Below are 24,142 nucleotides of genomic sequence, written 5' to 3' on the forward strand. Positions count from 1 at the left end.
TGCTATAGAGGACTGGTCAGCGCCTTCCTTGAAGTGGTAAGATAAGGGTGGAGGTGTAAGTATGATTGCTACTCTCGATAGTGTTATGATTCTAGACCAGGCTGAGGAGCTTGGGTTTATGATAAAAGATTCAGAAGTTGCTCATGACTATCATGAGGCAAGAAAGAAATTAGCAAAGAATAAGGAAGCACAGGGACTAATTAAACGTTTCGCTGAATTAAAAGAACTATATGATGAGGTTCAGCGATTTGGAAGGTACCATCCTGACTTCATGACTATAACTGTGAAGGTCCGTGAAGCTAAGCGTGATATGGACCTACATGATGCTGTAGCGGAATTTAAGAAGGCGGAAACCGAGCTTGAATCATTGCTTGTTGAAGTATGTTCCCTTCTCGCTGGAGAAGTTTCACCTTCTATCAAAGTTCCATCAGGAAATCCTTTCTTTGATAATCAATCTTGTGGAGGCGGCTGCGGCTCAGGCGGTAGCTGTGGATGTGGTTAACCAGAGCAACATGCTCTGGTTTTTTTATTCTCTGAAGCGGATGCAATCAGGACAAAGGTTACCACAGCAAAACATTTTCTCCTGTGGAACAAGAAAACGTACACGATAGACCATATGTGATCGGTCTTCACGGACAAAGGAATATTCCATGCGTAACCGCTTACCTTTCATAACCTTAGCTGCTTCGATTTTTATTAAGGTTTCAATCGTATCTTTTCCTATGTTTGTACTTACTGTAAAATAAAGAAAGGGTATTCCGGTGATTTTCTTTTTGGAAACGGAGCTAACAGCATTTGATTTAGCTAATTCGCTTAGAAATGGCGTCCATATATCATCAAGGTTCATTGTATTGCATCCTTTCTCATACACAGTCTACTGTTATCCTAACCGAAACATATTCAAATGACCATCACTCTGTTCATTCTTGCGATCGAGCATCTTTCGTGCTAGGTTTGAACTAGAAGATTTCAAAAGCAAAGGGGAAGCGCGTCATGTTTGTAGAACGAGTTGGCTTAGCAGTCTATATTCAGTCACTAAAGCATGCCAAACAACTAAGAAGGTTTGGAAATGTACATTATGTTTCCTCGAAACAAAAGTATGTTGTTATTTATATTAATCTAGATCAGCTAGAGGTGACGAAAGAACGATTGAACTCCCTTCATTTTGTGAAGCGAGTGGAACCTTCTAAGCGTCCAGAGGTGCAAACTGAATACCAGAATGCAAAGCCTGATAAAGCAAAACAGTACGATTATAAAATGGGTCTATAGAAAGCCGTTCCTTTTAGTGGATGGCTTTTTTGTTTTGCTTCTATACAGAAATGCGGGTTTTACACAAAAGGTTACAGGGGGTTTAGGACCTCTAGCTCTTTTATTTTGACTTTTTTCTAAGTTGTATAAAGAATCATACTTAACTGATTGGAGCGGAAATCAGGCACTACTCTTAAGTAAAATAAGATGAGCAATTATAGTTAGTATGATCATGAATACATGAAAAAAGCAGGAGCCTGGACTTCTGCTTTTTTCGTGTATTTAGAGTTATGTATGGTGGCTAACTTAGAGGAGGAATTAGGTTATTTAGTCTAAGAATGCCGATAATATAGTTGTAGTAAAGCTCTTTTTCATTAAAATCAATCGAAGGCTTTACTTCAATAGGAATAATTGGCATCTCTAATGTCTCGCTAATCTCTTTGAACAGCTGCAATCTCTTAACAGATGGGTCTTTTGCAGGAATGCCTTCTCGGCAAATATAAAGTGGCTGAAGATTTCCTTCGCCAGCTGGCTTTAATACAACTACGGGCGATACGACTTCACGGTTTTTTGTAATCGTTTTGAGCAGTAATAGACGATGAATACGATTAGAATTGGTTCTCGCAAGTTCGACTAGTTCATAAATATCAGAATAGCCCTCTCCGAGTTCGATGAAACGTTGAATCATGATAGTGTACTCCTTTCACTCTGTTCAGAAATCCCCTCATAATGTAGCATGAATTCTTTATGATGGAAAGGATAAAGCGTTTGCATTAAAATGATAAGAAAGGAGGTTCTTCTATGGGATCGATTCTGCTTCTAGTTACGTTAGTAGGAGGTTTACTCTATTTGTACTGGATAGGAAGAAATGCTGAAGAGGAAACCATTGATAAAAAACTAATTCAGGGATTCATCATTGCTGACATTCTTGCTGTTCTTGTTCTTCATGGGGTTATTACTGCTGCTGAGGCAGAGTTACTTTCAAATCAATCCTTGTCAGACGTTGAAGACTATCTGTTTAACCACACGAGCATAACAGAAGATGGACTTGGAGATTGGATCCATCATGATTGGGATGGCATTCAAGTAACTGATCTACCATTTGATCTTGATCCAGGTTGATTTAAAAGATCTTTTCGTAAGGCTTTTTCGTGACTTTATTGCAATATTGAGCACCTTTACAACAATCTTAAAAAAAGCACTTTATTCTTAAGCGTTGTTGTTTATAAAAGAGATTTTGGATAAAAACTACACTTCGTTGTTGATTGTAGCGGAAGGAGGCTCATCGCCCGCCCCGCGGAAAGCGAACATCCTGGAGCGGAAATCAACTACCACTTAGCCATGTAATAAACAAAAAATACCCGCAGGAAATACTTCCTGCGGGTGCCTTAAGCCGTTAAGCTAAGGCAATGGGAGAGGAGAAACCGGAGGAAGATCTTATGGGGAAACGTAAGTCTTCTCCGTGGTAGCAGCACTGTTAACCTGAAACGATGCTGCTACGTTTAGTATCGCCATCAACTTTCGGTTTATACATTGATTTTAGCTTTCCCTTTTTTTGTGGTAGGATAAGTAGGAATATGGAATGGATAAGGTTGTGAGAGAGATGCGAATCATTGCAGGAGAGTGTAAAGGAAGGCATATTAAGCCTGTTCCTGGTATGTCGACAAGACCTACAACAGATAAAGTAAGAGAGTCCATCTATAATATGATCGGTCCTTTTTTCGATGGAGGACAAGCTCTTGATCTCTATGGTGGAAGTGGTGCACTAGGCATTGAAGCTTTAAGTAGAGGTATGAAAACATGTATTTTTGTAGATCGTGATAGCAAAGCGATTGAGACTATTAAGTGGAATCTCGATCAGACGAAATTCACCGAATCTGCAGAAGTATTTCGCAACGATTCAAAACGTGCTTTAAAAGCACTGAACAAACGAGAAATGACTTTCTCGCTTGTTTTACTTGATCCTCCTTATCATAAAGAACAAATTCTTTATGATCTTGAAAAACTATGTACTTATGAGCTTTTAGAGGATAACGCAACCATAGTAGTTGAACACAAGAAGGAAGTCACGCTTCCAGAAACGGTTGCTGGGTTGAAAATGACTCGCCAAGAAACCTATAGTGGTAAAACAACGATTTCGATTTATACATATGAACAGCAGGCTGTTGAGAAGGAGGAATAGTCATGGGTAAGATTGCGGTTTGTCCAGGAAGTTTTGATCCGGTTACGTTTGGTCATCTAGATATAATTAAACGAGGCGCGAGAGTATTTGATGATATTAAAGTCGTTGTCCTTAATAATCAAAGTAAATCCACTCTTTTTTCAGTAGATGAACGTGTAGAGCTATTAAAAGAAGCCACGAAAGATATTGGTAATGTAACAGTAGATTCGCATCGAGGATTATTAATCGAGTACGCAAAAGAAGTAGGAGCTTCTACGATCCTACGAGGGTTGCGTGCTGTTTCAGATTTCGAGTATGAGATGAAGATTGCATCGATTAACAGAAAGCTTGAAGATGAAATCGAAACGTTCTTTATGATGACAAACAACCAGTACTCGTTTCTAAGTTCTAGCATTGTAAAAGAAATAGCAAAATACCATGCTCCAGTTTCTGATCTTGTACCAGAAATTGTGGAAAATGCACTCAGACAAAAGTATGCTGAATCCCCGTTAGACTAACGGGGGTCTTTTTCTACCTAAAGAACTTAATGGCGTATAAGAATAACTAGCCGATTGTGCGACTTCTCCTAAAAGTCATCACAATAAAGATGACTAAGAATAAACATGTGATCCACGGACCTGTTTGTTGAAAAAAGAAGTACAGTGTTTCTGACAAGGTAAGTGGATCATTCCTATGGAAGACTGGAAGAGTCACTTTACCTGAAGACAAGAGGTTAATGTATATTGGCTTCCAAAGTGCTAATGTAAGAATAGCAGCAAATCCGCCATGGAGCAGTCGTGCAAAGAAGAAAGGTTTGAAACGGATATCAGTATCTGCCAGTATACTTGCTACTTGAGCCTGAACAGAGAATCCATTGAAAGCGAGAATGAAGCTTGTAATCATAGCTTGGGCTAGGAGCGGTGCTGTGCTCTCGCTTGAAAGTCTACTCCCAAGCGTAATCTCGAATAGTCCTGATAGAAGTGGAATATCCAATTCTGGAGGGAGCTGTAAAAGTATCAGGGCTGTCCTTAGAATACCAGCAAGAAATGCTGCCACACCAATAACGCCAATTAATTCATTGAGCACAGAAAATAAAATTATGAAGCCTCCAACCATAAGAAGGGTTTTGATTGATGAGTGGACAGCATCGCCCATCATTTTACCGAATGGACGATTATCAGTTACTCTTGTTTCATGAAGTGCTACAAAGGCTTGGGTGACTCTAGACTGGTTAGAGCGTTTCATGTCTCTATATTCTCTTTCTTCAGGGTGATGAAAGCGCATGACGAGACCTACGAGAATATTGCCAGCATAATGAGCAGCAGCAAGAATCACACCGAGTGCAGGATTATGGAAGAAGCCTACAGCAACTGCAGCGAAAATAAATAGAGGATTTGAACAGTTCGTAAATGATACGAGCCGTTCTCCTTCAATCGCTGTGATGTCTTTATTAAGCCGAAGGTGGGCAGTGTATTTAGCTCCTGCAGGAAAGCCTGAGGCGATTCCCATAGCCAGTACAAATGCTCCAGCACCAGGTACACGAAAAAGCGGTCTCATTAATGGTTCTAACAAAATACCAATAAAGCGGACTACCCCGATACTTATGAGAAGTTCAGAAATGATAAAAAAGGGTAATAAAGAAGGAAAAACAATATTCCACCACATTGAAAGGCCACTATTTGAAGCCTCAAGTGTATGTTCAGGAAATAATATGACGGCGAGAGCAACGACCGTTACAGACGTTGCAAGCAATAATGTTTTTACCACTTGAACGTTCACAGAGGCATTCCTCCCAAAGGCGTAATTCCATTAATAAACCTGTCCGATAATTAAAATATACGTATGTGTGGAACAATTAGACCATATGATTAAGCAGGGATAGACAGGGAGGCATTCATGATGAATCGTCCTAAAATTGGGTTGGCACTTGGTTCCGGTGGTGCGAGAGGATTCGCCCATCTCGGTGTATTAAAAGTATTGATTCAGGAAAATATTCCCATAGACTATATTGCTGGAAGCAGTATGGGTTCGCTTGTAGGTGCTATTTACGGTGTGGGTCATGACGTAGATTCGATGGTTAAAATGGCATCCCTTTTCAAACGGAAATATTATTTGGACTTTACAGTTCCAAAGATGGGATTCATTGCAGGCAATAAAGTGAGAAGTTTAATTGAAACTCTAACACATGGAAAGCAAATAGAGGATCTATCGCCTCCCCTTGCAATCGTTGCTACAGACATCATTAAAGGAGAAAAGGTCGTATTCAGGTCGGGTCCAGTTGCACAAGCAGTTCGAGCGAGTATTGCTATACCTGGTATATTAGTTCCAGAGCGGATTGGCGACCGCCTCCTTGTAGACGGGGGCGTCATTGACCGTGTGCCCGTTTCAGTCGCACGAGAGATGGGGGCAGATCTTGTTATAGCTGTTGACGTGTCAGATGTGAAAAAGGAACCTGATGTCACATCAATTATTGACGTTATCATGCAGAGTATTGATATCATGCAAAATGAAATGGTTCGCTTACATGAAATCAACGCAGATATCATGATTAAACCCAGACTGGAATCATTTCAATCAAGGGCATTTACGAATGTGGTTGATATTATCAAAATAGGAGAGGAAGCAGCCTACCGCCACCTTGATGAAATACATAAAGCGGTGGAGAATTGGAAGGAGCAGAATAAATGAACAGAGGCACCAAAAAATTTACTTTTATATGGGTCATGATTATTGTAGTAGTTGCAGCATTTACATTTATTGACCTTCCTTATTATGTCACTACCCCGGGAGAAGCTAGAGAATTAGATGAAGTTATTAAGGTCGAGGGGGGTTCAGAAGATAAAGGCGAATTTATGCTAACCACTGTCCGAGTAGGACAAGCGAACCTTATGCAGTATGTTTGGGCACAGTTCAATGAATACCATGAATTGATTCCTGAAGAATTAATTAAGCGTGAAGGTGAGACAGATGAGCAGTATCATCAACGACAGCTTGATGTAATGGCTAACTCTCAGACTAGTGCCACCATCGTTGCTTATCAAGCTGCAGGAGAAGGGATAGAGGTTACAAATAACGGCGTTCTCGTAACGGGTATTATTGAGGGAATGCCTGCTGATGGCAAATTAGAAATTGGTGATCTTATTACAAAGGTAGACGATAAAAACATCGAAACGACTGAGGAACTTCTCGATAAGCTAGGGACGTACAGTGAGTCAGAAACCGTAAATCTTACGTTCGACCGTGAAGGGACTAAAAAAGAGATAGAAGTCGGTTTTTCTCCGTTTCCAGAGCCATATAACACGGAAAAAGGAAAAGTCGGTGTTGGTATTACAGGTCCAGTAACCTCAACATCGATCGAGACAGATCCACCAATCGATATTAAAACGGATCAAATTGGTGGTCCTTCAGCGGGACTGATGTTCTCATTAGAAATTTATAATCAATTAACAAAAGAAGACTGGACAAAAGGGTATGAGATTGCTGGAACTGGAACGATTAATGAAAAGGGTGAAGTAGGTCCGATCGGTGGCATTAAACAAAAAATTGTTGCGGCTGATTCGTCTGGAGCAGAAATATTCTTGGCACCTGTTGCCCATTCTAATTATGATGACGCAATGGAAGCTGCGAAAGATATAAAGACTGAAATGAAAATTGTACCGGTTGAAACGTTTCAGGATGCGATTGACTATTTAAAACAATTAAAAGCAGAATAAATACAAAGCGCCGAGCAAGCATATCGATAAGCTTGCTGGGCGCTTGTTTTTATAAGCATTCTAAAAAATGATTGGAGACATTTTATGTTCCTTCATAAGAAATTCTTCTTGATGCTCATCTGTGAAGCCAAGTGCATAAGCCTGACTCACACGTCTTTCAATCGTCAGAAAGGGATGATTGAATTGATTGATATTAGCAACAAGTGGAACAGGGAGAGAACTTTTTATCTCATTTAAATAAGCTCTACCCGTACTAGACATTCCAAGCAGTCTTAAGTATGGAGCTTTATCTCCTTCTAGTGCTGGTCTCATCTCGTCTTTCGTTGTATCTGTTAAGATGTGAAGCGCAAAACGTTGAATGCGTGTCCATGTATACCGTTTCGTTTTGACAGCTTCCATAAAGCTCTGAAAGGTAGGAGCTCTTTTGGCAATTGAGATAAGACGATTTTCGAGCCCTTCTTCAGCTTCATAAATTAAAGCGAGCTTCGATGGAGAGGTGGTTAATAGTTTATACCTTAGTAGGTGATAAAGTTTGTGCCACCCATGAAATGTGCGGTATGTATTCATGTAATGCTGTAGCTCTTTGTATGTAGGATCAGGTACATAAGATTGAATACTTTCAAGTGGACTACCTTTCGAAAGTAACTCGTGACGTATCCCAGTCGCACTTGCAATCTTTGTATCGGTCAGTTGCTGATCATGATAGCCGGCTTTTGTTCGAAGAATTGTGGACGGTCTCATATGAGAATTTTGAGAATGAATCGCTTTGACATATTGAAAACCTAGAATGTTATTCGGTTGAGATAAATCAAGAACATCTTCATGTCCATCCAAACTTTGAAAAGCAAGAGAGGATGCTTTCGGGTAGCTATTTCCTTCACCCATGAAATATTTAATACGCTCGTTGTATTCTTTCTCATGAGAATCAATAAAAGAGACTGTGCTGAGAAATTCATGTATAGAACCAGACTCACTTCCAAAGCAAAGTTGGTCTACTCCCATTGAGGTAAGAAGTGAAACGGCTCCTTTTGCAAAGATTTCAGCTTTCTGGGTAGCATACACATAGGGAAGTTCAATCACGATATCGACACCATTTTGTAATGCCATGCGTGCCCTTGACCACTTATCAACAAGTGCAGGTTCTCCTCGCTGGAGAAAAGAGCCGCTCATTACAGCAATAACAACATCTGCATTTGTTGCATTTCTTGTTTCATTTAAATGATAGAGATGACCATTATGAAACGGATTGTATTCAACAATGACACCAGCAGTTTTCATGCAAATACTCCTTTCTGACAAATGATAATCGAGGATATAGGTAAATAACAATCAGTTTATCCTCTACTAAATCATCTTCATTTTAATTAGTTGAATTCAGTGTTTTTACTCTGGTATGATTAAGAGTATACCAATAATCCTTCCATAACAACTGGTGTAAAGAAAAAATATTGACATTTACGTATTTTGTAGCTATAATACTTTTGTTGCCTTGAGGTGATACACAGATGAAATGGTCAATTGAACAATTGAAGTCCTTTAAACTGAAAGGTCTTACAATTGACGAAGAAGTGAATGTAGAGGAACTGAAGGAACGTAATACGGATATCCGTGAAATTACGCCAGTTCATGTTACCGGTGAAACATCGTTTCACGGTAATAAGGTTACCTTTCATCTAACAGTGAAAGGCAAAATGGTTCTTCCATGTGCCAATACACTTGAAGATGTAGATTTTCCGTTCGTACTTCGCCCAATGGAGACATTTGTGCTTGAAGCAAACACAAATGGCGTTGATTTTGAAGTGGAAGATGAAGAAATTCATCAAGTTTCGGGAAATACGGTTGACTTAGTTCCGTATATTAAGGAAAATATACTTTTGGAGATTCCGATTCGAGTAGTGAAATATAGCTCTGAATCAGAAGAAATGCCAAAAAAATCCGGTAATGGATGGGATGTTATTACACGCGAGCAGCCGAAAGAAAAGGTTGATCCTCGTATGGCCGGTTTAGCTGATTTTTTCAATAAGGAAAATGAAGATAAATAATCGGTAGATATAACTTCCATGTAATTAGTTAACTTTTTAAGGAGGTGGAAACAATGGCAGTACCAGCTAGAAGAACTTCTAAAACGCGTAAAAATAAGCGTCGTACTCATTATAAATTAGAAGTACCAGGAATGGTAAAATGCCCTAATTGCGGCGAATTCAAACTTTCTCACCGTGTTTGTAAAGAGTGTGGAAATTACAAAGGTGAGAACGTAGTAAGCAAGTAATTCAGTGAAACAGAGAGAGAAATCTCTCTGTTTTTTTTATACCTAATTTTAGCAGGAGGTACATTATGTCCAGTCTATTAGAGGTAAGAAGAGATGGAGCTGCTATTCTTACAATAAACCGTTCTGAGCAGAGGAATGCCATCAACTATGATGTGATGGGTGAAATGTTAGAAGCTATCAGTAGAGCTGAGGATGATCCGTCTGTAAGCTATATCGTTGTGACTGGAAGTGGAGAGCGGGCTTTTTGTAGTGGAGGAGATGTTCGTGACTTTTACGATTTGAGAACAGAGGAAGAAGCCTATCCGATGCTGAGGAAGATGGGAGACGTGCTAGAACGTCTGTTTTTTTGTAAGAAACCGACAGTGGCGCTACTAAATGGTCATGCTGTTGGTGGAGGTTCAGAGCTTGCTATTGCTTGTGATTATCGTATTTCAAGAAGGGATGTACAAGTTGGGTTTATACAAGGCTCAATAGGGTTAACAACAGGTTGGGGCGGAACTGTATATGCACTTGAACGAATGAGTGCAGATCATGCACTTCAGATGTTAATGAGCGCAGATCGATATTCGGCAGATGAAGCATTGAAGAAAGGCTATATTACATACATAACAACAACAGCTAACTGGCAGTCGGAAGCCTATGAGTATATAAGTAATCTTTTCAAGAGATCTTCACCGATACTTTCTTCTTATAAGATGTACTGGTTGAATCGACTAGATGAAGGTAAAATCCGTGAGAGAATTGAGCAGGAAATTAGAAATTGTGCCATACTCTGGGCAAAAGATGAGCACCATACAGCTGTTGAGGCATTTCTGAATAAAAAGAACAAACAATCTTAATAAATTACCTATTTTTAAAATCTGAAAGTCTACTATATCTATCAAATGCATAAGATGACTGTAAAACGGTTATTGGGGGGATTGTTATTGGTACCAATTCGCCAGGATGCATGGTCAAAAGATGAAGATGTTCTACTAGCAGAGGTCGTATTACGTCATATTAGAGAAGCGAGTACACAACTAGCAGCGTTTGAAGAAGTGGGGAAGAAGTTGTCACGAACGCCTGCTGCTTGTGGCTTTAGATGGAATTCATTGATTCGAAAGCAATATGAAGCTGCGATTGCACTTGCTAAAAAGCAGCGGAAAGAGCAAAAGAAAAGCCAGCCAGAGAATAAACAAGAAATGGCATGTGAAGATCAAAGCATGGATTTCATTAATGAAGCCATTGATTTACTCATTAAGTCCAAATCTTATCTATCTAAAGTAGCTAAAAATGAGTCTTCATTACAAGAGACTCTTGCAGAAAATCTACAGCTTAAACAGCATCTTCATCAGCTAGAGAAAGAGTATATGACTGTTCAGGAAGATTACCAATCATTATTAGAGATTATGGAGAAGGCAAGAAAGATGGTCATTTTCCAGGAAGAAGATCAGGGAAGTATGCGTTTTCAGATGGATGCTAATGGAAATTTAGAGAAGGTAAAAAAATAGGAGCTGCCCGACGTGGGCGGCTCCTATTTCCTTTAGTTACTCCTGTTCTGAAACACCTTCCGGGTACCACACATATGGATTTTCCCCACGATCACGTTCAGGATGATACGTAACGGCTTCAAACCCCATCTTCTCCCAAAACTCTGCAGAGCCCTGCCTAGCATTTGTTTTCACTGGAACATTAAATGTTTTAGCGAAATTAACAAGTGTGGAACCGTAAGAACGGTTGTGATATTGCGGAAGCACTTCAAGCTTCCAAAGTTCAAGGTAATCCTGTGGAGGATCGAAATAGCGATCGTACTTCCCATCAATGCGATATAGGCTCATTCTAGCCACGAGCGTGTCTCCAAAATAAATTCCATAGAATGGAGATTCACTGTCATTTTCAATAATATTGTCCTGTAAATCTTCCATCATGGAAAGCTCTTGAATACCAAACTCTTTAAATTTCTTAAACTCTTCTAGAGTTTTGTAATTGATTACAAGTGGACGAACTGTCAAGTCTACCATAGCGGCCCCCTCCAAAAATTGCTTTTTGTCGTATCTGTGGTGAAATAAATAGAATCTTCACTATTCTATTATACCTGAAAACGCTAAACTTTTCTTCATTTCGAAAAACAAAGTCTAAAACGAATAATTTGAATATTTGTTGAAACGTGATGCTCATTTAATGATATGATAAATGTAAGGGTTTTCAACCCATCAATTTGTTAGTGTTATGAGAGGAGCGAAAACGTGAAAAAAATCCTAATTGCAAACCGTGGCGAAATCGTAGAACGAGTTATAAGAACATGTAGCAGGCTTGGTATTGAGACGGTTGCTGTTTATTCAAGTGCAGACAAAGATCTCCCATATGTAAAACGCGCAACGAGAGCATATGAAATCGGTGATCCACCTGCTGCGAAATCCTACTTAAATCAGGATGTTATTTTGAAAATCGCTCAGGATGAGAATGTTGATGCAATTCATCCAGGATATGGATTTCTTTCAGAGAATGCATCCTTTGTGAGGAAAGTAGAGGAGCAAGGTATTGCGTTTATTGGCCCATCAGCAGAAGTTGTTGAATCAATGGGGGATAAGATAACCGCAAGAAAAACAATGATAGAAGCCGGTGTTCCTGTTGTACCAGGCAGTGCTGAGATTGAAGATGTAACAGCAGCTATATCATATGCAAATGAAATAGGCTATCCAATTATGTTAAAAGCAGCAGCTGGCGGAGGCGGCATCGGTATGCAACGCTGTGAGAATGACCAGCAACTTGAAAAGGCATTCGCGTCCAGTCAGAATAGAGCGAAGGCTTATTTTGGTAATGGAGCTATGTTTGTTGAGAAGTTTATCGACCAGGCTCGGCATATCGAAGTTCAAATTGTTGGAGATAAACAAGGTAATATTGTTCATCTTTATGAGAGAGACTGCTCGATACAGCGAAGAAACCAGAAGGTTCTTGAGGAAACACCATCCCCATTTATATCAAGTGAAACTAGGTCAAAAATAGGTGAAGCTGCTATAGCAGCAGCAGAGCATGTGGATTATACAAATGCTGGAACTGTAGAATTTGTGATGGATCAAAATGAGAATTTCTACTTCCTTGAAATGAATACGCGGTTACAGGTCGAACATCCAATCACTGAAGAAACAACTGGAGTCGATTTAGTTGAATGGCAGCTTCTTGTAGCAGAAGGCCGATCCCTTCCGTTAAAGCAGGAGGACATATTGCCAACGGGTCATAGTATTGAATTCAGATTGTATGCAGAAGACCCAACGACGTTTATGCCATCACCAGGAAAGATAGAAACACTTCATTTTCCGGAAATGGAGAATGTTCGGATTGATTCAGGTTATGAGAGCGGGTCAAGCGTCTCTCCATTCTATGATCCGATGATTGCGAAAATCATTGTAAAGGGCTCAACACGAGATGAGGCAATCAAAACCGGTCAAGCATTTTTTGAAGACTTTTCATTAACGGGGATTAAACAAAATGGTCCTCTCTTTGCACAACTACTAGCAGAAGAGAAGTTTAAGCAAGGAGATTATTCAACGGCTTATTTAGCTGAGAATCTTACAGTCAAAAAATAAACAAAGAAAAGGAATGATAGATATGCAAGAAGTAAAAGCATCAATGGCAGGAACAGTATTAAATGTAATGGTAGCAGAAGGAGATTCAATTACTTCCGGTCAGGAACTCGTTATGCTTGAATCAATGAAAATGGAGATTCCCATTGAAGGAGTAGAAGATGGCACTGTAGCGGAAGTGAGTGTTTCGATCGGAGATTTTGTTAACGAAGGTGATGTACTAGTTAAGATTAAGTAGGAATCTATGCTGAACGAGCGCTCGATCTAAATGGAAATTGAAGGAGGATTCTTAATGAACCATCTTGAAGAAATGTTGCAAACAAAAGCGAACGAGATTGAATCTGGTGGTGCAGATAAATACCATCAGAAGCTTAAAGAAACGAATAAACTCTTTGTACGTGATCGCCTGAACCTCTTGTTTGATAATGGACAGTATACAGAAGATGGTAAATTTGCGAATAACCATGCAAGTGACCTTCCTGCGGACGGTGTTGTAACTGCGATCGGTAAGGTGAATGGCGAAAAGGTTTGTGTTATGGCAAATGATTCAACTGTAAAAGCTGGCTCGTGGGGTGCTAGAACAGTAGAAAAAATCATTCGCATTCAAGAAACAGCAATGAACCTTAAGGTTCCACTTCTTTACCTCGTAGATTCGGCAGGGGCACGTATTACTGATCAGCTTGAAATGTTTCCCAATCGACGTGGTGCAGGTAGAATCTTTCATAACCAAGTAAAAATGTCTGGAATGGTTCCTCAAGTTTGCCTTCTATTTGGTCCATCTGCAGCAGGCGGTGCATACATACCAGCTTTCTGTGACATTGTGATCATGGTTGATAAAAATGCTTCCATGTATCTTGGGTCACCGAGAATGGCTGAAAAGGTAATTGGTGAAAAAGTGACGCTTGAACAGATGGGTGGAGCTAGAATGCACTGCAGTACAAGTGGGTGCGGTGATGTTCTTGCTGAAAATGAAGAACATGCCATCGAACTGGGAAGAGCCTATCTTAGTTATTTTCCGGGGAATTTCAATAAAAGAACACCTCGTCTAGAAGGAACGCTACCTTCTCTAGAGAAATCAATTACTGACATTGTACCTGAGAATCAAAATGCTCCATTCAATATGTATGATTTAATTGATGCGCTAGTTGACGGAGAAAGTTTTTTTGAAATGAAGAAGCTTTTTGCTCCTGAATTGATAACAGGGTTCGCTAGAATTGATGGGCGTGTTGTTGGTCTCATTGCAAATCAGCCGAAGGTAAAAGGCGGCGTTCTATTCGTCGATTCTGCTGATAAAGGGGCGAAATTCATTCAACTCTGTGATGCGTATCATATTCCACTTGTTTTTCTAGCTGATGTACCAGGATTTATGATTGGAACAAAAGTCGAGACGGCTGGAATTATCCGACACGGTGCGAAATTAATTGCAGCTATGAGCTCTGCTACAGTTCCAAAAATCTCTGTTGTTGTTAGAAAAGCATACGGTGCTGGGCTATACGCTATGGCTGGGCCAGCATTTGAACCAGACTGCTGCATCGCGCTGCCAACTGCACAAATTGCGGTAATGGGACCAGAGGCTGCGGTGAATGCAGTATACGCTAATAAAATTAATGCCATTGAAGATCCGAAAGAACGGATAGAATATGTGAAAGCAAAACATCAAGAATACAAAGAGCACATTGATATTTATAAACTTGCTTCAGAGCTAATTGTTGATGACATTGTACCTGGCAGTGAACTTCGGGAAGTGCTAGTGGATCGTTTATCGTATTATGAGGCAAAAGATGTACCTTCTCCAGATAAAAAGCATCCAGTCTATCCTGTATAGAACCAGAGTAAATCCCTTAACTTAACTGTTAAGGGATTTTTTTAAATAAAGATGAAATACATATGCTAAACTTTAAGAAATGCAAGTTTCATTCGACCTATAAAGGTGGAGATAACGTTGAGGATAACGATAATAGGAGCTGGATCCATCGGATTGCTTTTAGCTGCAAAATTTACAATGTCGAATCATAATGTGACTGTTGTTTGCCACAAGGTTCAACAAGCCAATAAATTAAAAGCAGAAGGCATTCATTATAGAGGGACTCATGTCCGTCAAGTTTCAGTTCAATCAACATCTGTCCTTCAAGATGGCAAAGTAGATTTACTTATCATAGCTGTGAAATCACAACACGTTTCCTCTGTTGTTGAAACAATCAATGAGGTGTTTGGAGATGATATTCCAGATATGCTTTTCATTCAGAATGGGATGGGGCATATTCAGCATCTTAAGTCTATATCTCACAATATCTTAGTTGGGGTTATTAATCATGGAGCAAAAAAGCTTGATGATGTGACTGTACTACATACAGGAGAGGGCGCTATTGAAGTAAGTACTTATCGAGGAGTACCGATATCATTACATCATTTTTCAAGTGAAGACTTCCCAATTTATTATGTAAAAGACTGGTATCATATGCTAGCTAGAAAGCTCGTAGTGAACTGTGCAATCAATCCATTAACCGGAATCTTTGGTATAGATAATGGCGAATTGCTAACGAATGCAAGGTTTTACACGATATTAAGAGAATTAGTTAGAGAATCCTCTCAAGTGCTCGGACTAAACTATGAAGAGGCTCTTAGGAATGTTCAAGCTGTATGCAGCCAAACGGCAAGGAATACTTCATCTATGCTAGCTGATTTAAATGGTGGGCGCTTAACTGAAATTGATGCGATTACCGGAGTTATTCTTAAGCAAGCAGAATTAAAGGGGTTAGATGTTCCTTATTCGAGATTGGTATTTGACGGAATTAAAGGGCTTGAGAAGATGAGAAACTAATGAAGGGAGTGTACTTAAATGGAAAACGTTCTAGCGTGGATCGTGGCTACTGCTGTAACCTTACCACTTCTCGCCTGGTACCTTGTGTACATTGTGACTGTCAAAATGACCCGGAAGAAAAAATTTTCGTTTCGTCTGGCAGTGGATATCTCGACGATTTTTTTCATTCTAAGCGTGCATTTCATCATCGTAGAATTATTTGGTCACTCCTTTTTATGGGTGATTTTACTTCTAATGGTAGGTGCGGCAGTAGGATTTACAGTTCTTCACTGGAAAACAAAAGAAGACATTCACATTCACAAGATTATTAAAGGAGCGTGGCGTTTTAATTTCTTATTGTTTTCAACTTCCTATATCGTTCTATTGCTTATTGGGTTAGTACACCGTATCATAACGGTCTAACTCATAAGCTTTTTTTTTGGTAGGCGTCCGGAAGTTTGATATACTAACTAAGGATTAAAAAGGCGGAGTTCCGCATTTGTGTCAAGAAAGGAAGAAATTTTAATGAAACTCACTGAAACATTCCTTCCAGGATCAAATGTAATTGCAACAGATTACATCGCTGAGAAGAAAAACATCTCGGCTTTTTTTGACTATACATATCAGGATTCAACATCATATGAAGACAGATATAGGGAGCTGATGGAACGTGATTACGATCGTAAGTCTTTAACGGCTCATCTGAAAACATTCAATGCGAAGTATGATGCTAATGAGCGTGCGATGAAAAACATAGATCGTTTAAACCAGGCCGATGCAGTCACGATCGTGGCGGGACAGCAGGCTGGAGTCTTAACAGGACCTCTTTATACAATTAACAAAGCTCTATCAGTCATTAAACTTGCTGAAGAGAAAGAGGAAGCGCTTGGTGTACCTGTTATACCTCTATTCTGGGTTGCTGGTGAGGATCATGATTACCATGAAGTGAATCATATCTTCACGTATGATAAGAACCGTGAGAAAAAAGAGGCTGTTACTCAAAAGCAATTTACGAAGCAAGCATTATCTGACATAGCACTTGATCAAGAAAAGCTCGACGCTTGGACAAAGGAGATGCTTCAACGTTTTGGGGAAACTTCTTTTACAAAGGATCTTCAGAAATGGCTTGAAGATGTGACAAATAAGTCCAATACATTTGTAGATCATTTTTGTTTCATGATGTCAGAGCTATTCTCTAAGCACGGACTTGTGCTTGTGGATTCTGGCAATACTGAGTTTCGTGAACTACAGGTTGATGCTTTTAAGAAGATGATTGATCACAATGAGGCGATTAATGAAGCAGTCATAAAGCAGGCCGCTCAGCTTAAAGATCAAGGCTATCCAATTGGTGTAGAGCTTGACGAGCGCCAGGCAAATTTGTTTGCGCAAGTTAAAGGAGAACGGATTCTTCTAGAAAGAAACGGAGCTGGGTTTGAAGGCAAATCTGCCGCAGCGACTTTCACGAGAGATGACTTGCTCGAGCTTGCTCATTATCATCCAGATGAATTAAGCAATAACGTTGTAACTCGTCCAATTATGCAGGATGCTATGTTTCCTGTGCTCTCGTTTGTTGCGGGTCCAGGAGAGCTAGCTTACTGGGCACTACTAAAGCCTGCCTTCCGAATTTTTGATTTTAAGATGCCTGTTATCGTTCCTCGTTTAACATTTACGTTTGTTGAACGTCACATCCAAAAGCATTTATCTGACCTGTCACTAACGATTGAAGATGTATTAAAATCAGGTATTACATCTTTCAAAGACAACTATGTTAGTGATCTAGATGATGTAGGGATAGGTAGTACATTTAAAGATGCGAAAGCGAAAGTAGAAAGCATTCATCAGGAACTTCAAGATCTTACAAAGATAGTAGATAGTGGTCTTGAAAGCTACGCAGAGAAAAACGGACGTTTTCTTCAAAGGCAGCTTGATCTTCTTCAACATAAACTATACAGCTCAATTGAATACAAACATGAAAATGATCTATCCAAATTCGATGAGATTGGACTTGCCTTAAAACCAAATGGCGCACCGCAAGAAAGAAAATGGAATGCCGTCTACTTTTTAAACTGGCATGGACCGGATTTTGTTGATCGCCTAATGGAGCTTGATTTAACCTTTAATGAAAAACATAAAGTGGTTATTTTATGAAATTCAAAATAAATGAATCGTTTTAAATAAAAATCCTGCTGAACAGCAGGATTTTTGTGTTGTGGTACGAATTAATTTTTTAGTGGTGAAAAGTGGGGAGTTGTGGTAACTTAGAGGTAGAAAGTGGGAGAGGTGGAGAAAGCCATGTTTATGGGGGAATATCAGCATACTGTTGATGAAAAAGGCAGAATGATTATTCCCGCTAAGTTTCGTGAAGAACTTGGTGAAACCTTCGTCTTAACCCGCGGGCTAGATAAATGTATTTTTGGCTATCCGATGAATGAATGGGAAGTCCTCGAAGAGAAAATGAAGACACTTCCTTTTACAAAGAAAGATGCTCGTGCTTTTACCCGATTCTTTTTCTCTGGTGCTACTGAATGCCAATTGGATAAACAGGGCAGGGTAAACATTGCAGGTACTTTACGTCAATATGCCGGTCTTGAAAAAGAATGCGTTGTTATTGGTGTATCGAACAGGCTTGAAATTTGGAATAAGTCAGTTTGGGAAGAGTATTTCAATGCCTCAGAAGAATCGTTTTCTGAGATCGCGGAAAGCATGATGGATTTCGATTTGTAGAAGATCAATATGGAATGAAGGTTAAGGTGTAGCGATGTTTGAACACATTACAGTACTTAAAGAAGAAGCAGTAGATGCATTAAATATTAAAGAGGACGGCATTTATGTCGATTGTACGCTTGGTGGCGGTGGCCATTCGAAAGCGATACTGGACAAGCTCACTACAGGGCACCTGTATGCATTTGACCAGGACCAGTGGGCAATTGATAATGCCAAAACAACACTAGCAGGGTTTGAAAGCAAGCTGACCGTCATTGAACGGAATTTCAGCTTTATTAAAGAGGCGCTTTCTGACCTTGGTATTGACGGTGTTGACGGCATTTTGTTTGATCTCGGTGTTTCCTCTCCGCAGCTTGATAAAGGCGAACGGGGGTTTAGTTATCAGCATGACGCACAGCTTGATATGAGGATGGATCAATCTTCCAGTTTATCAGCTTATGAAGTAGTGAATGAGTGGGAGTACGAACGCCTCGTCTCGATTTTTTTCAAATTTGGTGAAGAAAAGTTTTCAAAACAAATCGCTCGCAAAATTGAAAAAGCAAGAGACCTTAAACCGATCGAAACCACATTCGAGCTAGTTGATATTATTAAGGATGCAATCCCAGCTCCTGCGAGAAGGAAAGGGGGACACCCGGCTAAACGGATTTTTCAAGCCATTCGAATTGCAGTAAATGATGAGCTTAAAGTATTCGAACAAGCTCTCATTGATGGCATGTCCATCTTGAATCCAGGCGGTCGAATCAGTGTCATTACGTTCCATTCTCTTGAAGATCGAATCTGTAAGACGACAATGAAGGAAGCAGCTTCAGGACCAGAACTTCCACCTGGAATGCCGATTATTCCGGATGCATATCAGCCTGAAATGAAGCTAGTGACAAGGAAGCCAATTCTACCATCTGAAGAAGAGCAAGAAGTAAATCGACGCGCAAGATCAGCCAAACTTCGCGTAGCAGAGAAAGCGTAAAGAGACAAATAAGAGAAGGTGTAAGGGGGAAAACAATGAGTAACCTGGCGTATAAGTATCAACAGCAGCAAACACAGAAAAAGCAAGTTGAGGTAAAGCAACAATCGGTATATATTGAACGTGGTCGTATAACTAAAGGAGAGAAATTGCTCTGGATGATGCTTGTACTTGCGTTTGTGACAGCGTCTATTTTTATGGTTTCGAATTATGCATCCATCTACAATTTGAATACGAGCATTCAAAAAGTGGAATCTGAGCAGCGTGCTCAATTGAAACAGAATGAAGAATTGCAGGTTCAAGTAACAGAGTTAAGTGCACCAGATCGAATTATGGATATTGCCCAGAATGAATTAGGCATGAAGCTAAATGATCAAAACGTAGAAGTAGTCAACAAGGGATCATAATTTCGGAGGTTTGCACTGAAATGAAAGAAACAAATAAGAACTCACATATTAATGTTGGAGCAGCGATTTTAATGTCACTATTTGTCCTGCTCTTTTTTGCTTTTATTGGACGTTTCTTCTATATCGAATGGACACATGCGGTATCAGGAGTGGATGGAGAAAAGGTAGATTTAATGGAACTTGGTCAAGAAAAATGGACGAGAAGCAAAATACTCGAAGCTGATCGAGGGACGATCTACGACCGTACAGGGGAAAATGAACTAGCAGCAGACATCCCCTCATTTACTCTAAGGGCAATTTTAGATGAGAATTATGATGAACACGTAGAAGACATTAACGAAACAGCGTCAAAACTTGCGCCGATTATTGAAATGAAACAGTCAGATATTAAAGAAATTCTGTCTAGAGAAGAAGTGTTTCAGGTCGAATTTGGATCTTCGGGAAAGAATTTAAGCCTTACTAAGAAAGAGAAAATTGAAGAACTCGATTTACCAGGGGTTGGATTTATTCCTACTAAGACGAGACTTTACCCTAATGAAGAGTTTGCGTCACACCTTCTCGGATTTACAAATGAGAATGAAAAAGGTGTACAAGAAGGACTTCTTGGCCTAGAGAAGCAATTGAACAAGTACCTTGTTCCACAGCCGGGTAAAGAAACGTACCAGAGTGACCGGCAGGGCTTTAGACTTCCTTATGGGAATGAGAACATTACACCTTCTAAAAGCGGAAACGATGTTTATTTAACCATTGATGAGAAAATTCAACTGTTCATGGAAAGAGCCATGAACGAAGCGCAGGAGAAGTATAACCCTGAGCGAATGACAGCGATTGTTGCTGATCCAGATACAGGTAAAATTCTTGCGATGGGAAATCGTCCAACGTTCGATCCGAATTTAAGAGATATTTCGAATTATACGAACATGGCTATTTCGTCATTTGAGCCAGGCTCAACGATGAAAATATTCACACTCGCTGCAGCAATTGAAGAGGGTGTGTATAACGGTGATGAATTGTATCAATCAGGTAGATATAAAGTACCTGGTGGAAGTGTACCCGATCACAACAATGGAGAAGGTTGGGGAGTGATTAGTTTCGATGAAGGAATTCGAAACTCTTCCAACGTAGCAGCTTCTATTCTTGTGAAAGAAAAGCTTGGATTCGATCGTTATAAAGACTATTTGTCAGAGTTCGGCTTTGATAAGAAGACTGGAATTGATTTACCTGGGGAAGGAACTTCGCAAATTACTTATAGGGGAGAGCTTGAGCGAATTTCTACTGGATTTGGACAGGGGTCGACAATCACTCCAATTCAGCAGATTCAAGCAGCGACCTCTATTGCAAACGGTGGAAAGATGATGAAGCCTTATGTAATTGAGAAAATCGTTGATCCTGATTCGAATAAAGTGAAGCTTAATCATGAACCGAAAGTAGTAGGAGAACCAATATCGAAGGAGACTGCTGCTCACACTCGAGAAATCCTTCGCTCCGTTGTTACAGATGGGACAGGAACCCCTTATAACATAGAGGGCTATACAATTGCGGGTAAAACGGGGACGGCCCAGATTTCTCAAGGGGCAAAAGGTTATATGAGCGGATATGGAAACAATGTCTTTTCATTCATTGGCATGGCTCCAGCTGAAGATCCCGAGTTAATTGTGTACGTGGCTGTGGATCGCCCACAGTTAGAATACCCAGAACTTGGGAGTGATCCAGTATCCCTAATCTTTAATACAATCATGAAGAATAGTCTTCAATATTTAAATATAGATCCAATTGAAAAGAAAGAAACGAATAATAAAAAACAGGTTGATGAAAATGGAGCTGTTTTAAAAGACGTTACTGGAATGGATGTTGAACAAGCTAAAAAAGAGCTTGGGGAAGATTTAAACGTCCTTGCACTTGGTAAGGGTGAAGTCATACGTCAATCTCCACATGCTGGTTCAAAAATTCTTGACGGTGAACGAATTATTTTACAGTCCAAAGAAAAGGTAACAATGCCAGATATCACTGGTTGGTCTCTTGCGGATGTTATGAAGTTGGTTGAATTGATGGATTTAAAACCTAACATGATGGGTTCTGGTTATGTAACGAAACAAGGAATTAAACCTGGTAGTGTAGTGAAAAAGGGAGACTATTTAGTCGCAGAATTGAAAACACCATCAGCTGAAGAAAAGCCAGCTGAAAAACCGGATGAAACGCCAGAAGCAATAACGGACTAGCAGGTATATCAAAGCTAAATAGGACATATAGTGGAACGAGCATAATCAGGGAGGATGAGTTTATGCGCGTTTCCAATGTCACTGTCCGAAGGAGACTTGTTCTTGTACTTGTCGTTGGATTATTTGTATTTGGTGTCGTAGTCGTTAGACTCGGTTACGTGCAGCTTGTTATGGGAAACTGGTTAAGTGAAAAAGCGAAAGACTCGTGGAGCAGAAACATACCTTTTGAACCTAATCGAGGCGAGATTCTTGATCGAAATGATGTCCCTCTTGCCACTAACATTAGTGCACCATCCGTTCTTATCGTTCCAAGGCAAGTACAAAACCCAGCAGCCACCGCTGAAGCTTTAGCTGCTTCCTTAAACACTAGCAAAGAAAAAGTGTACAAAACCATTACGAAATCGGAATCGATGGTTTGGATTCGACCAGAAGGAAAGAAGATGACGAACGAAAAGGCTAATGAAATTCGGAAGTTGAATTTAAATGGCGTTTACATTGCTGAAGACAATAAACGCCATTATCCTTATGGTGCTTATTTATCACACGTGTTAGGGTTTAGCGGTATTGATAATCAGGGGCTTACTGGAATTGAATCATACTATGATGAAGAGTTGAGTGGGGAAAAGGGCCAGGTAGAATACTATGCGGATGCTAAGGGTAAGCGGATGCCTGCTCTCGCAGATGATTATACCGAGCCTGTTGATGGACTTGATCTTCGCTTAACAGTAGACTCTAGAATTGAAACAATTATTGAGAGAGAGCTTGATATTGCTGAAGCTACCTATCATCCAGATGGCGCGGTAGCTGTTGCAATGGATCCGAAAACAGGTGAAATACTGGGTATGTCATCTCGCCCTAATTTTAATCCTGAAGAGTTTCAAGATGTATCACCAGATGTGTGGAATCAGAACAAGCCAGTATGGAGTACTTATGAACCCGGTTCGACTTTTAAAATCATTACCCTTGCTGCTGCTTTAGAAGAGGGGGAAGTTGATCTTGAGAAGGATCACTTCCATGATCCAGGTAGTATTGAAGTCGCAGGCACCAAGTTAAGGTGCTGGAAAGCAGGGGGACACGGTAGCCAGAGCTTCTTAGAAGGCGTTCAAAATTCATGTAACCCTGGTTTTGTTATGCTAGGTGAGCGTCTAGGGAAAGAAAAGCTATTCTCGTATATTCATAAATTTGGATTTGGGCAAAAAACAGGTATCGACCTCCAAGGAGAAGCGAGCGGCATCCTATTTGATGTTGATAATGTTGGACCACTGGAGCTTGCGACAACCGCATTTGGTCAGGGCGTTTCAGTGACACCCATTCAGCAAGTAACGGCGGTGTCCGCTGCAGTTAACGGTGGAACTTTATATGAACCATACATTGCTAAAGAGTGGTTAGATCCAGAAACAGGTGCCGTTATCAGTAAGAATACGCCAAAAGTGAAACGACAAGTTATATCAAAAGAAACTTCGAAAGAGGTTAGACATGCACTTGAAACAGTTGTGGCTTTAGGAACAGGTAAAAATGCGTATGTGGATGGCTATCGAGTAGGCGGGAAAACAGGAACAGCCCAGAAAGCTAAAGATGGTGCGTATTTAAAAAATAACCACATCGTTTCATTTATTGGTTTTGCCCCTGCCGATGATCCCCAAATTGTTGTTTATGTAGCAATAGATAACCCTAAAGATACACTGCAGTTTGGTGGTATTGTAGCTGCCCCAATTGTAGGTAATATTATCCATGATAGTTTGACGGTTATGGGTGTGGAGAAAAGGGAAGACCAGATTGAGAAAGAAAAGACATGGCTTGACGAAGAAATGATTGAAATGCCTGATTTAATTGGTATGTCAACAAAAGAAATTAGTCAAGCAATGTACAATTTGAAGATTGACTCGAGCGGTGAAGGTAATACAGTTGTGGCACAAGCACCTGATCCTGGAGTGAAATTACCTGCAGGTTCAGAAATTCGGCTTTATATGGGTGACAAATAGGCATCCTGTGAGTACAATAAGTATTGAACAAGCCAAGGCATATGCTCTTGGCTTGTTTTCTGAAAATAAGTCAGCAAACTAGAAAGGTTTGAAAG

The 24,142-nt window shown here is 40.0% G+C and carries 27 protein-coding genes; 22 read left to right on the forward strand and 5 right to left on the reverse strand.

The features are described from left to right. Positions 1 to 61: 61 nt before the first annotated feature. Positions 62 to 502: a YlbF/YmcA family competence regulator gene (locus JI666_RS01170; RefSeq protein WP_206888065.1), complete on the forward strand. Its 441-nt coding sequence runs from the start codon at positions 62 to 64 to the stop codon at positions 500 to 502. 24 nt (positions 503 to 526) lie between these two features. On the opposite strand, the gene JI666_RS01175 is transcribed toward JI666_RS01170, so the two are convergent. Beyond that, the gene (locus JI666_RS01175; RefSeq protein WP_206888068.1) at positions 527 to 847 is read right to left on the reverse strand and encodes a hypothetical protein; all 321 of its coding nucleotides are present in this window, start codon (positions 845 to 847) and stop codon (positions 527 to 529) included. 146 nt (positions 848 to 993) lie between these two features. On the opposite strand from JI666_RS01175, the gene JI666_RS01180 reads away from it, so the two are divergent. Beyond that, positions 994 to 1,269: a YlbG family protein gene (locus tag JI666_RS01180; protein ID WP_136945629.1), complete on the forward strand. Its 276-nt coding sequence runs from the start codon at positions 994 to 996 to the stop codon at positions 1,267 to 1,269. A 280-nt stretch (positions 1,270 to 1,549) separates the two neighbouring features. Here JI666_RS01180 and JI666_RS01185 read toward each other — a convergent pair whose 3' ends face one another. After that, complete coding sequence (locus JI666_RS01185) at positions 1,550 to 1,936, reverse strand: DUF7147 family protein (protein ID WP_206888071.1); 387 nt, start codon at positions 1,934 to 1,936, stop codon at positions 1,550 to 1,552. Between the two features lie 113 nt (positions 1,937 to 2,049). On the opposite strand from JI666_RS01185, the gene JI666_RS01190 reads away from it, so the two are divergent. The 3 genes from JI666_RS01190 (at position 2,050) to coaD (ending at position 3,927) form a co-directional block, all read left to right on the forward strand. Continuing rightward, the gene (locus tag JI666_RS01190) at positions 2,050 to 2,370 is read left to right on the forward strand and encodes a hypothetical protein (RefSeq protein ID WP_206888073.1); all 321 of its coding nucleotides are present in this window, start codon (positions 2,050 to 2,052) and stop codon (positions 2,368 to 2,370) included. A 481-nt stretch (positions 2,371 to 2,851) separates the two neighbouring features. Next, entirely contained in the window at positions 2,852 to 3,430 is a 579-nt protein-coding gene (gene rsmD / locus JI666_RS01195; RefSeq protein WP_206889252.1) for a 16S rRNA (guanine(966)-N(2))-methyltransferase RsmD, read from the forward strand. 2 nt (positions 3,431 to 3,432) lie between these two features. After that, the gene (gene coaD, locus JI666_RS01200; RefSeq protein ID WP_136945626.1) at positions 3,433 to 3,927 is read left to right on the forward strand and encodes a pantetheine-phosphate adenylyltransferase; all 495 of its coding nucleotides are present in this window, start codon (positions 3,433 to 3,435) and stop codon (positions 3,925 to 3,927) included. Between the two features lie 46 nt (positions 3,928 to 3,973). Here the strand turns inward: coaD and spoVV are convergent, their stop codons facing one another. Then, positions 3,974 to 5,188, reverse strand: coding sequence for a dipicolinic acid transporter SpoVV (gene spoVV / locus JI666_RS01205; RefSeq protein WP_206888076.1), 1,215 nt, complete (start codon positions 5,186 to 5,188; stop codon positions 3,974 to 3,976). A gap of 120 nt (positions 5,189 to 5,308) precedes the next feature. Here spoVV and JI666_RS01210 point away from each other — a divergent pair, with 120 nt between their 5' ends. Both JI666_RS01210 and JI666_RS01215 read left to right on the forward strand, forming a co-directional pair. Further along, positions 5,309 to 6,097: a patatin-like phospholipase family protein gene (locus JI666_RS01210; protein WP_206889255.1), complete on the forward strand. Its 789-nt coding sequence runs from the start codon at positions 5,309 to 5,311 to the stop codon at positions 6,095 to 6,097. Continuing rightward, positions 6,094 to 7,122 (forward strand): SepM family pheromone-processing serine protease, encoded by a 1,029-nt coding sequence (locus JI666_RS01215; RefSeq protein WP_206888079.1) that lies wholly within the window; start codon positions 6,094 to 6,096, stop codon positions 7,120 to 7,122. The genes JI666_RS01210 and JI666_RS01215 overlap by 4 nt, the downstream gene beginning before the upstream one ends. Before the next feature lie 60 nt (positions 7,123 to 7,182). Here JI666_RS01215 and JI666_RS01220 read toward each other — a convergent pair whose 3' ends face one another. Then, positions 7,183 to 8,400, reverse strand: coding sequence for a nucleotidyltransferase (locus JI666_RS01220; protein ID WP_206888084.1), 1,218 nt, complete (start codon positions 8,398 to 8,400; stop codon positions 7,183 to 7,185). A gap of 227 nt (positions 8,401 to 8,627) precedes the next feature. Here JI666_RS01220 and JI666_RS01225 point away from each other — a divergent pair, with 227 nt between their 5' ends. The 4 genes from JI666_RS01225 to JI666_RS01240 all read left to right on the forward strand — a co-directional run bounded on the left by JI666_RS01225 (position 8,628) and on the right by JI666_RS01240 (position 10,881). After that, positions 8,628 to 9,164 carry a YceD family protein gene (locus JI666_RS01225; protein ID WP_206888087.1) on the forward strand — a complete coding sequence of 179 codons (537 nt, stop codon included), beginning with the start codon at positions 8,628 to 8,630 and terminating at the stop codon, positions 9,162 to 9,164. Positions 9,165 to 9,217: 53 nt separating this feature from the next. After that, positions 9,218 to 9,391 (forward strand): 50S ribosomal protein L32, encoded by a 174-nt coding sequence (gene rpmF, locus JI666_RS01230; protein WP_048309912.1) that lies wholly within the window; start codon positions 9,218 to 9,220, stop codon positions 9,389 to 9,391. A 65-nt stretch (positions 9,392 to 9,456) separates the two neighbouring features. Further along, on the forward strand, positions 9,457 to 10,230 hold the full coding sequence (locus tag JI666_RS01235; RefSeq protein WP_206888092.1) for an enoyl-CoA hydratase/isomerase family protein: 774 nt from the start codon (positions 9,457 to 9,459) through the stop codon (positions 10,228 to 10,230). An 87-nt stretch (positions 10,231 to 10,317) separates the two neighbouring features. Beyond that, positions 10,318 to 10,881 carry an RsfA family transcriptional regulator gene (locus tag JI666_RS01240; RefSeq protein ID WP_206888095.1) on the forward strand — a complete coding sequence of 188 codons (564 nt, stop codon included), beginning with the start codon at positions 10,318 to 10,320 and terminating at the stop codon, positions 10,879 to 10,881. Between the two features lie 36 nt (positions 10,882 to 10,917). Here the strand turns inward: JI666_RS01240 and JI666_RS01245 are convergent, their stop codons facing one another. Continuing rightward, a complete protein-coding gene (locus tag JI666_RS01245; protein WP_206888097.1) occupies positions 10,918 to 11,391 on the reverse strand; it encodes an N-acetyltransferase in 474 nt (157 codons plus the stop codon). Positions 11,392 to 11,616: 225 nt separating this feature from the next. Between JI666_RS01245 and JI666_RS01250 the strand changes: the two genes are divergently transcribed. The 11 genes from JI666_RS01250 (at position 11,617) to JI666_RS01300 (ending at position 24,047) form a co-directional block, all read left to right on the forward strand. Next, positions 11,617 to 12,957, forward strand: a complete 1,341-nt coding sequence (locus JI666_RS01250) for an acetyl-CoA carboxylase biotin carboxylase subunit (RefSeq protein WP_206888101.1) — start codon at positions 11,617 to 11,619, stop codon at positions 12,955 to 12,957. Positions 12,958 to 12,979: 22 nt separating this feature from the next. Next, positions 12,980 to 13,192 (forward strand): biotin/lipoyl-binding carrier protein, encoded by a 213-nt coding sequence (locus JI666_RS01255; RefSeq protein ID WP_206888104.1) that lies wholly within the window; start codon positions 12,980 to 12,982, stop codon positions 13,190 to 13,192. A gap of 54 nt (positions 13,193 to 13,246) precedes the next feature. Then, positions 13,247 to 14,779, forward strand: coding sequence for an acyl-CoA carboxylase subunit beta (locus tag JI666_RS01260; protein WP_206888107.1), 1,533 nt, complete (start codon positions 13,247 to 13,249; stop codon positions 14,777 to 14,779). A gap of 117 nt (positions 14,780 to 14,896) precedes the next feature. Continuing rightward, positions 14,897 to 15,775 (forward strand): 2-dehydropantoate 2-reductase, encoded by an 879-nt coding sequence (locus JI666_RS01265; RefSeq protein ID WP_206888111.1) that lies wholly within the window; start codon positions 14,897 to 14,899, stop codon positions 15,773 to 15,775. 18 nt (positions 15,776 to 15,793) lie between these two features. Next, entirely contained in the window at positions 15,794 to 16,177 is a 384-nt protein-coding gene (locus tag JI666_RS01270; RefSeq protein WP_206888115.1) for a DUF3397 domain-containing protein, read from the forward strand. A 102-nt stretch (positions 16,178 to 16,279) separates the two neighbouring features. Next, complete coding sequence (gene bshC / locus JI666_RS01275; protein WP_206888118.1) at positions 16,280 to 17,902, forward strand: bacillithiol biosynthesis cysteine-adding enzyme BshC; 1,623 nt, start codon at positions 16,280 to 16,282, stop codon at positions 17,900 to 17,902. A gap of 144 nt (positions 17,903 to 18,046) precedes the next feature. Further along, entirely contained in the window at positions 18,047 to 18,478 is a 432-nt protein-coding gene (mraZ, locus tag JI666_RS01280; RefSeq protein WP_048309899.1) for a division/cell wall cluster transcriptional repressor MraZ, read from the forward strand. Positions 18,479 to 18,512: 34 nt separating this feature from the next. Next, positions 18,513 to 19,442, forward strand: coding sequence for a 16S rRNA (cytosine(1402)-N(4))-methyltransferase RsmH (gene rsmH, locus JI666_RS01285; protein ID WP_206888120.1), 930 nt, complete (start codon positions 18,513 to 18,515; stop codon positions 19,440 to 19,442). Between the two features lie 35 nt (positions 19,443 to 19,477). After that, the gene (gene ftsL, locus JI666_RS01290) at positions 19,478 to 19,846 is read left to right on the forward strand and encodes a cell division protein FtsL (RefSeq protein WP_206888124.1); all 369 of its coding nucleotides are present in this window, start codon (positions 19,478 to 19,480) and stop codon (positions 19,844 to 19,846) included. A 20-nt stretch (positions 19,847 to 19,866) separates the two neighbouring features. Continuing rightward, a complete protein-coding gene (locus JI666_RS01295; protein ID WP_206888126.1) occupies positions 19,867 to 22,065 on the forward strand; it encodes a PASTA domain-containing penicillin-binding protein in 2,199 nt (732 codons plus the stop codon). A gap of 62 nt (positions 22,066 to 22,127) precedes the next feature. Then, entirely contained in the window at positions 22,128 to 24,047 is a 1,920-nt protein-coding gene (locus JI666_RS01300) for a stage V sporulation protein D (RefSeq protein ID WP_206888128.1), read from the forward strand. The last annotated feature ends 95 nt before the right edge of the window (positions 24,048 to 24,142 follow it).

The sequence above is a fragment of the Bacillus sp. NTK071 genome (genome assembly GCF_017303315.1).
Classification (GTDB): Bacteria; Bacillota; Bacilli; order Bacillales; family Guptibacillaceae; genus Guptibacillus.

What these genes read in the sequence shown, in the direction of transcription:
- mraZ (WP_048309899.1), top strand. Translation starts at nt 18,047, where the DNA reads ATGTTTATGGGGGAATATCAGCATACTGTTGATGAAAAAGGCAGAATG.
- JI666_RS01225 (WP_206888087.1), top strand. Translation starts at nt 8,628, where the DNA reads ATGAAATGGTCAATTGAACAATTGAAGTCCTTTAAACTGAAAGGTCTT.
- rsmH (WP_206888120.1), top strand. Translation starts at nt 18,513, where the DNA reads ATGTTTGAACACATTACAGTACTTAAAGAAGAAGCAGTAGATGCATTA.
- JI666_RS01190 (WP_206888073.1), top strand. Translation starts at nt 2,050, where the DNA reads ATGGGATCGATTCTGCTTCTAGTTACGTTAGTAGGAGGTTTACTCTAT.
- JI666_RS01175 (WP_206888068.1), bottom strand. Translation starts at nt 847, where the DNA reads ATGAACCTTGATGATATATGGACGCCATTTCTAAGCGAATTAGCTAAA.
- bshC (WP_206888118.1), top strand. Translation starts at nt 16,280, where the DNA reads ATGAAACTCACTGAAACATTCCTTCCAGGATCAAATGTAATTGCAACA.
- JI666_RS01295 (WP_206888126.1), top strand. Translation starts at nt 19,867, where the DNA reads ATGAAAGAAACAAATAAGAACTCACATATTAATGTTGGAGCAGCGATT.
- JI666_RS01255 (WP_206888104.1), top strand. Translation starts at nt 12,980, where the DNA reads ATGCAAGAAGTAAAAGCATCAATGGCAGGAACAGTATTAAATGTAATG.
- JI666_RS01270 (WP_206888115.1), top strand. Translation starts at nt 15,794, where the DNA reads ATGGAAAACGTTCTAGCGTGGATCGTGGCTACTGCTGTAACCTTACCA.
- JI666_RS01185 (WP_206888071.1), bottom strand. Translation starts at nt 1,936, where the DNA reads ATGATTCAACGTTTCATCGAACTCGGAGAGGGCTATTCTGATATTTAT.
- JI666_RS01180 (WP_136945629.1), top strand. Translation starts at nt 994, where the DNA reads ATGTTTGTAGAACGAGTTGGCTTAGCAGTCTATATTCAGTCACTAAAG.
- rpmF (WP_048309912.1), top strand. Translation starts at nt 9,218, where the DNA reads ATGGCAGTACCAGCTAGAAGAACTTCTAAAACGCGTAAAAATAAGCGT.
- JI666_RS01260 (WP_206888107.1), top strand. Translation starts at nt 13,247, where the DNA reads ATGAACCATCTTGAAGAAATGTTGCAAACAAAAGCGAACGAGATTGAA.
- JI666_RS01215 (WP_206888079.1), top strand. Translation starts at nt 6,094, where the DNA reads ATGAACAGAGGCACCAAAAAATTTACTTTTATATGGGTCATGATTATT.
- JI666_RS01235 (WP_206888092.1), top strand. Translation starts at nt 9,457, where the DNA reads ATGTCCAGTCTATTAGAGGTAAGAAGAGATGGAGCTGCTATTCTTACA.
- rsmD (WP_206889252.1), top strand. Translation starts at nt 2,852, where the DNA reads ATGCGAATCATTGCAGGAGAGTGTAAAGGAAGGCATATTAAGCCTGTT.
- JI666_RS01170 (WP_206888065.1), top strand. Translation starts at nt 62, where the DNA reads ATGATTGCTACTCTCGATAGTGTTATGATTCTAGACCAGGCTGAGGAG.
- JI666_RS01300 (WP_206888128.1), top strand. Translation starts at nt 22,128, where the DNA reads ATGCGCGTTTCCAATGTCACTGTCCGAAGGAGACTTGTTCTTGTACTT.
- JI666_RS01245 (WP_206888097.1), bottom strand. Translation starts at nt 11,391, where the DNA reads ATGGTAGACTTGACAGTTCGTCCACTTGTAATCAATTACAAAACTCTA.
- ftsL (WP_206888124.1), top strand. Translation starts at nt 19,478, where the DNA reads ATGAGTAACCTGGCGTATAAGTATCAACAGCAGCAAACACAGAAAAAG.
- JI666_RS01210 (WP_206889255.1), top strand. Translation starts at nt 5,309, where the DNA reads ATGAATCGTCCTAAAATTGGGTTGGCACTTGGTTCCGGTGGTGCGAGA.
- coaD (WP_136945626.1), top strand. Translation starts at nt 3,433, where the DNA reads ATGGGTAAGATTGCGGTTTGTCCAGGAAGTTTTGATCCGGTTACGTTT.
- JI666_RS01220 (WP_206888084.1), bottom strand. Translation starts at nt 8,400, where the DNA reads ATGAAAACTGCTGGTGTCATTGTTGAATACAATCCGTTTCATAATGGT.